The sequence below is a fragment of the Mesorhizobium sp. WSM4837 genome (genome assembly GCF_055811435.1).
In genome coordinates this window covers 1-6261 of sequence record NZ_JBVVQE010000136.1, presented here as the reverse complement: position 1 = coordinate 6261, position 6261 = coordinate 1, and the positions used below count along the sequence as shown (strand labels likewise).

The window sequence follows — 6261 nt, the reverse complement described above, 5'->3', positions numbered from 1 at the left end:
ACCGCGCCCAACAGACGTCGGCAGTGACGCCGCGGGGGTGGTGTAACTCCGTTCGGGCTACGCCCTCACTGCGTCACTCCACCCCCGCCGAGTCTCATCTTGATTGACGCCGAATCTCATCCTGATCGCCGCGCCGCAGTGGCACGCCTCTCACGAGGATGATGCCGTTGCGGGCGCCGTCCACCCCATCAAGAGAGCCTGAGAGCGCCGGCGAAGCGCTACGGGATAACCAAAAGACTGTTGCCAAATGGCGGGAACGGACCTCGGTGGCCGATTTGCCGACCGGTCCGAGAGAGCCTAGATCGACAGTGCTCTTGCTCGAGGAGGAAGCCGTCATCGTCGCCTTCCGGCGCTACACTCTGTTGCCACTCGATGACTGCCTCTATGCCTTACAACCGACGATCCCACACCTGACGCGCTCGTCACTGCATCGCTGCCTGCAGCGCCACGGCATCAGCCGCCTGCCTGACGTAGAAGGCGACAAGCCGGCGAAGAAGAACTTCAAGAGCCATCCGATCGGCTACTTCCACATCGACGTCGCCGAGGTGCGCACCGAACAGGGCAAGCTGCACATGTTCGTCGCCATCGATCGCTGCCAGCACCGCGGCGGCGGGTGTAGAATCTGAAGTGGTCATGGTCGGTCTCTCCGGAATGGGTTGTGAACATTCACATTCTAGAGAAACTTTGACTGGCCATGGCCGCCTCGACAGCGGTGCGCGCCTGCAGCGAAAAGCTGCGCGCACCGCTCTCTCGGTCGCCGCCACTCCTTCATTCCGTAGGTGCTACGGCATCCAGTTCACGACGCCCGGCGCCGGCGGTTCGGCCGTGCCATTGATCAAGCAGGCCATCGCAAACGGCCACGCTTGTGGGCCCATGCCTTCGAATACGCTTGCGCCACGAACGGCATCGAGCACCGAACGACCAAGGCAAGGCATCCGTGGACCAACGGCCAGGTCGAGAGGATGAACCGGACCATCAAGGATGCAACCGTCAGGCGTTTCTATTACGAGAGCCACGACCAACTCCGCCACCACCTTGCCGACTTCATCTCGGCCTACAACTTCGGTCGCAGGCTCAAGACCCTCAAAGGCCTCACACCCTATGAGTTCATCTGCAAGGTTTGGGCCGCACAGCCCGAACGCTTCAAGCTTAATCCGCTCCAGCAAATGCCGGGACTAAACATCTAGTCGTGTCGAAACCCCTGGTTGAAAAGACCGCTTTGGTCGGCGGCCTGATCGGCTCTTCACCGGCGCGCGTCATCTGCCGCGAGGAGTGGCCGGACATATCGCCATTGCAAATCGTAGCGCCGAGACCCTGAAGCGCGCCGAGGAGCTGAGGTTCGGCGGCGGCTACATGGCCGACGAGACCGAGGCGGTTCGCGGGCCGACCTCGTCATCGTCTCAGTGGCCGTCAGCGCCGGCGCCGTGGCTGAGGAGATCACGCCGGCGGACGCTATCCTTACCAATGTCGGCTCCACAAAGACCTCCGTGATCGCCCAGATGCAGCGATTCGTGCGGGGGGCGTACCCTTCATCCCCTGGCCACCCTCTGGCCGGCACGGAGAAGCAGGTCCTGATGCGGGTTTTGCCGAACTGTTCGGGAACCGCTGGTGCATCTTCATGCCAATGGAAGGCACCGACCCTACCGCGCTGGAGAAGCGATCCGAATTCTGGCGCCGCTGCGGCATCGCCTACAACATCGTCGGCACGGCGGATGACCTGCAGACGGTCCAAAAAGCAAGGTTATTCGGCCACCGGCTCCGCGATATTACTCGCCTCGCCGCTTTCCACCCCACAATGTGGCGCGACATGTGCCTGCACAGCCACGACGCGATGCTCGAATGCTGGCGCGCTTTTCGGAGGATATCGCATCCAGCAAGCGATCCGCTGCGGCGAGGCGATAAGCTGTTCGACCTCTTCACTCGCACGCGCGCCATATGCCGCTCGATCATCGAGGCGGGGCGAGATATAGACGCGGCCGATTTCGGCCGCCAGCCAATCGGGCATCCGCAGGTCGTGCAACAGCGGCAGTACAAGACCAAGGTTCGCTGTGCGGATGGCGCGGGTGATCGGCGTTCTCTGATGCGCGATGGCCGCTTCGAAGTCGTCCATGAAGCAGGCGACCGCGCTCGGCAGCTCGGCCTCGTTGTTCACCAGACCGGCGGCGAGATCGCGGGCAATGGCACGCGAGGGTGCCTGATGGATCGGGGTGGCGCCGGCCTTGAACGGGGCCACAGGTCTTCCGGCACCTTGGCGGCGAGATTGCGCTTCCGGTGCGCCAGCAGCGCTGACGTTCCGAGCGCGGAAAGCAGGTCTCGATCGCCTTGATGATGCCGGCAGCGCCGTCGCAGACGAGCAGAGATCACGGTCTCGGCGTCCTCCTTGGAATCCGCCACCAGATGCAGAAGCACTTTGGCGCCAGATGCCGCAAAACCCCAAGCGACTAGCACCGGCCTGTGCTTTTGCCCTGGGGCGGATGCGTTTGGCGATGCCGTCGACCTAGGCGATCTCACATGCGTAGTCTGCCCACAGCCGCTCGCCGGTCTCGCTGACCGCGGTCTTCGATAGGAGCAGCCGCCCCAGTCTCGTCGCGGAAGGCGTCCTCGATGTCGCGCACCGAAAGACCGCGTGCCAGCAGTTTCACTGCCAGATCCTTCGCCTCCGTCCGTCCCTTCAGACGCTCGCGGATCTCGGAACGAAACGGCTCGTTGCGGGCCGCCACCTGCGGGGCCGAGTATTCCACAAAGCCTTCCGCAGTCTTCAGGCGTCCGCTGCGCACGCCATTGCCGTAACCCTGGCCGGGTCGGAGCCATGTCCGTAATAGTCCCGTCCGACCCCATCCCGGCTTTCCCCCTCCAGTGCTTGCTCCTTGATCAGGCGGGTCGCAAGCTTCATCCGCTCCGAGCGACCTGCCGGTTTGGAAAGACGCTCTTCAATCAGATCGGAAATGGATTGGCGCGTGCGCATCGATGCCGGTATTCTGGTCGTCATGGGGGTGGCTCGTTGCTGGTGCCGGCGCCAGCGAAGGATGCCCCTCCCTGAATTTCAGCAACTCTAGGACTTTACCTTCTCGCGTTCACCCATGTCCGATTGAAGACACCTAGGTTCGCAAGCCGACACGCTTGGGTACAAGTATTCGGCCGGCGCTACGCGAACCACATGGTTTTCCCCTCTTTCGCAACACCTCTTCAGTGGCACGCCGATTGCACAGGACACGGTGAAAGCGCGGGTCCCGACGGGCTGTTGCCCTCGTCAACCAAATCCGAGCGCATGAACTAGCGGGCAAACATCCAAGGAGTAGCTCATGCAAGTAGCCGTTGTGTGGAATCATGATCATACGGGCGTGATCAACCGTTTCGGTCACCATTGTCAGGAGGAATTCGGCCGCGAGACTGTCGATAGGATAGTGACGTCACTGCAGGGGAGCGGCCACGAGACGCTGCTGTGCGAAGGCGATAAAGGACTGCTCGCCACGCTCGAGCGGTTCATGCCACCCGATCCGCAAGCCCGCCCCTCCGGAATGGTCTTCAACATGGCCGCCGGAATTCAGGGCGAGTGCCGTCTCACTCACGTTCCGGCCATGCTCGAGATGGCTGGCGTCCCGTACACTGGATCGAGCCCGCTCGGGCATGGGTTGGCGCTCGACAAGGTTATCACCAAAAGGCTCATCCGCGATCGCGGCGTGCCGACGCCGAACTTTCGCGTCATGCGTCGCGGAACTGAGAATATTGGCGACCTGCGATTCCCAGTGGTAGTGAAGCCGCGTCACGAATCCTTGAGTTGCGGATTGCAGCTCGTCCATGAACCCGCTCAGTTGAGGCAGGCCGTAGAAGTGATCGTCACACAGTATGCACAGGATGCGCTCGTGGAAGAATACATCGAGGGGCGGGAAATCCACGTCGCGCTGCTGGGGAACGGAGAGCTCGATGTATTGCCTCTGGTCGAGCAAGACTTCGGCGACCGCGAAACGCGTATTACGACTTGGGAAGACAAGCAGCACATGTCAGCCGCGGCGCCGCAGGCCATTTGCCCGGCGCCAATCGATAGTAAGCTTGCGACGGTGCTGCGGGACATTTCGGTTGCGACCTTCCGTGCCTGCCAATGCCAGGACTACGCCCGCGTCGACTTCCGGATCGACCGCTCCGGCCGGCCCTTTGTCCTAGAGGTCAACTCCATGCCGGGGCTGGGTACGACCAGCTTTTATCCCTTGGCCGCGAGGGCTGCCGGACACAACTTTTCGAGCTTGGTCAACCGAATGCTCGATGTCGCCCACACGCGTTATTTCGGAATCGGTATCCCCAAGGTTGAATGCGCGTCGAATCGCGATCGGATTCTTCCGCTTTAGAGCACGATCCATCTAAATTAAATTGAGCGTATCCTGCGTTTTTGAGAGAATCGGCGCATTCGGGTTGGACTGAAGGCGTCGAGCAGGGCTCAGATGAGCTTCTACGTTGCCTCGATCGTTTGTTCGGCAGTCTTTTCTGAACAGAGCCTTGAGTTTGGCGAAGAACCTGCTCGATTGATGTTGTGGACGGCATCCTGCCCGAGGCGTCGCATTGCACCATAATTGGGAATTGTCATTGTCCCAAGAAGAGGAGCCATCCATGTCGCAGCTTACCACCGTCGGTATCGACTCGCCAAGACTGTCTTTCAGTTCCACGGTGTGGATGACAACGGTCGGGTTCTCATAGGCCGTCGCTACGTCGCGGCTAGTTGCCTACGTTCTTCGAGAAGCGTCCTCGCTGCCTGATCGGCATGGAAGCTTGCGCGGGCTCACATCATTGGGGTCGCAAGCTCCAGGCGATGGGCCATGACGTTCGGCTGATCCCTCCGCGATATGTCAAGTCAGTGAGCAGGAGACGCGCTCGCCTAGCTCTTGAAAGTTGGGTCGCTCACTTTCTCGATGGATACCCATGCCATGCAGACTGCGAGAATGACCACCGCACATACGATTGCTACCGTTGCGTGCGGCGCGATTTTCGTTTCTCTGGAGCTCAGCCGCTCGACGTGGCTGGTGAGCACCCTTGCGGCCCCTTGGGTCCAAGCTGTCGAGGCATCAGGTGCGGGGTGGGGAAATGCCGTGGCTGCTGGAGCGGTTTTCGGATCTGCAACGCCATGTCCGGAGCGGGGCCGGATTGTCCCAGTAATCGTGATCCAGGAAGCCGGACTGGACGGGTTCTGGATTCACCGTATACTGGTCGCGGAAGGGATCGAGAGCCACGTCGTTGACCCAGCTTCGATCGCGGTTTCGCGCCGGCATCGCCGCGCCAAGACAGTTCGGATAGACGGGGAGGCGCTTGTTCGCACACTCATGGCGTGGAAAAGGGGCGAACCGCGGATCTGTTCGATGGTTTGCATACCGACACCGGAAGAAGAGAACCGTCGGCGCCTTTGCCGGGACTGAAGACTCTGATCGGAGAGCGCATCCGTCATGTAAACCGGTTGAAGGGTCTGTTCTTCGCGCTGGAATCGGCTGGTAACAAGGATCGCCGGGAACGCTTGGAGGCTCTGCGCACCGGAGACGGGCGGCCGCTTCCGAAACATCTCAAGACGCTGGCCCTGCGCGAGCTGGAAGTCATCGAGCTGCTGAACCGGCAGATCGAGGCCGTGAAGGCGGAGCGTGAGAGGCTCCGGCCGCCGATTCCGCATTGGAGCCGGTTCGGATGTTGCTCGAGCTCAAGGGCTTGGCCCGATTTTGCCGGCGCCTTGTGGTCCGAAGGCCTGTTCCGGAACTTCGCGAATAGACGCTAGGTCTCGGCCTATGCCGGTCTTGCGCCCGCGCCCTGGAAGAGTGGCACGATCAACCACAACAGGGTGTCTCGAAGGCGGGCAATCCCTGTTTGGCGTCTAGGTGGCCCCGACATTCGTGTGGCCCGTTGACGCGCCTGAGCGTTTTCGATCATCACGAGCGGTGGCGCCGGATTCGAATTGACGCCGAAAAAGTATCAATCGGGCGAAACGTGCAGACCCCAGAAAGGCGCGTGTTGCGCTGGCCCGCAAGCTGGCGGTGTGCACCACATGCTTAGGGAGCAAACCAACTTCATTCCCCACAGCGACGCAGCCATGGTCGCCTGAGCAAGGAAGGAGGCAACAAGACAGGCTTTCGGACGGGCACTGCCATCAGCCCTCCGGAGCAAGGTCCCTTCGCCGGCACGATGGATGGGCTTGGCTCAAGCAGCACCTAGGTGTTTGATCCCGGACTTTAATGGCGCATCATTGCCGTCCGAATCAAAGGATGCGCTATGGGACAGGTTCTACACCGC

1 protein-coding gene and 5 pseudogenes are annotated in these 6261 nt (G+C 61.2%); 5 read left to right on the top strand and 1 reads right to left on the bottom strand.

From position 1 onward, the window contains the following. The first annotated feature begins 198 nt into the window (after positions 1-198). Positions 199-1187: pseudogene (locus tag AC0L3D_RS35690) on the top strand (integrase core domain-containing protein). A 2-nt stretch (positions 1188-1189) separates the two neighbouring features. Beyond that, a pseudogene (locus tag AC0L3D_RS35685) lies at positions 1190-1993 on the top strand (prephenate dehydrogenase/arogenate dehydrogenase family protein); the annotation flags it as partial. A 45-nt stretch (positions 1994-2038) separates the two neighbouring features. Here AC0L3D_RS35685 and AC0L3D_RS35680 read toward each other — a convergent pair. After that, positions 2039-2989 (bottom strand): annotated as a pseudogene (locus AC0L3D_RS35680) (transposase); the annotation flags it as partial. Between the two features lie 313 nt (positions 2990-3302). Here AC0L3D_RS35680 and AC0L3D_RS35675 point away from each other — a divergent pair. The 3 genes and pseudogenes from AC0L3D_RS35675 to AC0L3D_RS35665 all read left to right on the top strand — a co-directional run. After that, a complete protein-coding gene (locus AC0L3D_RS35675) occupies positions 3303-4343 on the top strand; it encodes a D-alanine--D-alanine ligase family protein (protein ID WP_473647420.1) in 1041 nt (346 codons plus the stop codon). A gap of 259 nt (positions 4344-4602) precedes the next feature. Beyond that, positions 4603-4858: pseudogene (locus tag AC0L3D_RS35670) on the top strand (IS110 family transposase); the annotation flags it as partial. A gap of 73 nt (positions 4859-4931) precedes the next feature. Further along, positions 4932-5841, top strand: a pseudogene (locus AC0L3D_RS35665) (IS110 family transposase); the annotation flags it as partial. Positions 5842-6261 lie beyond the last annotated feature (420 nt).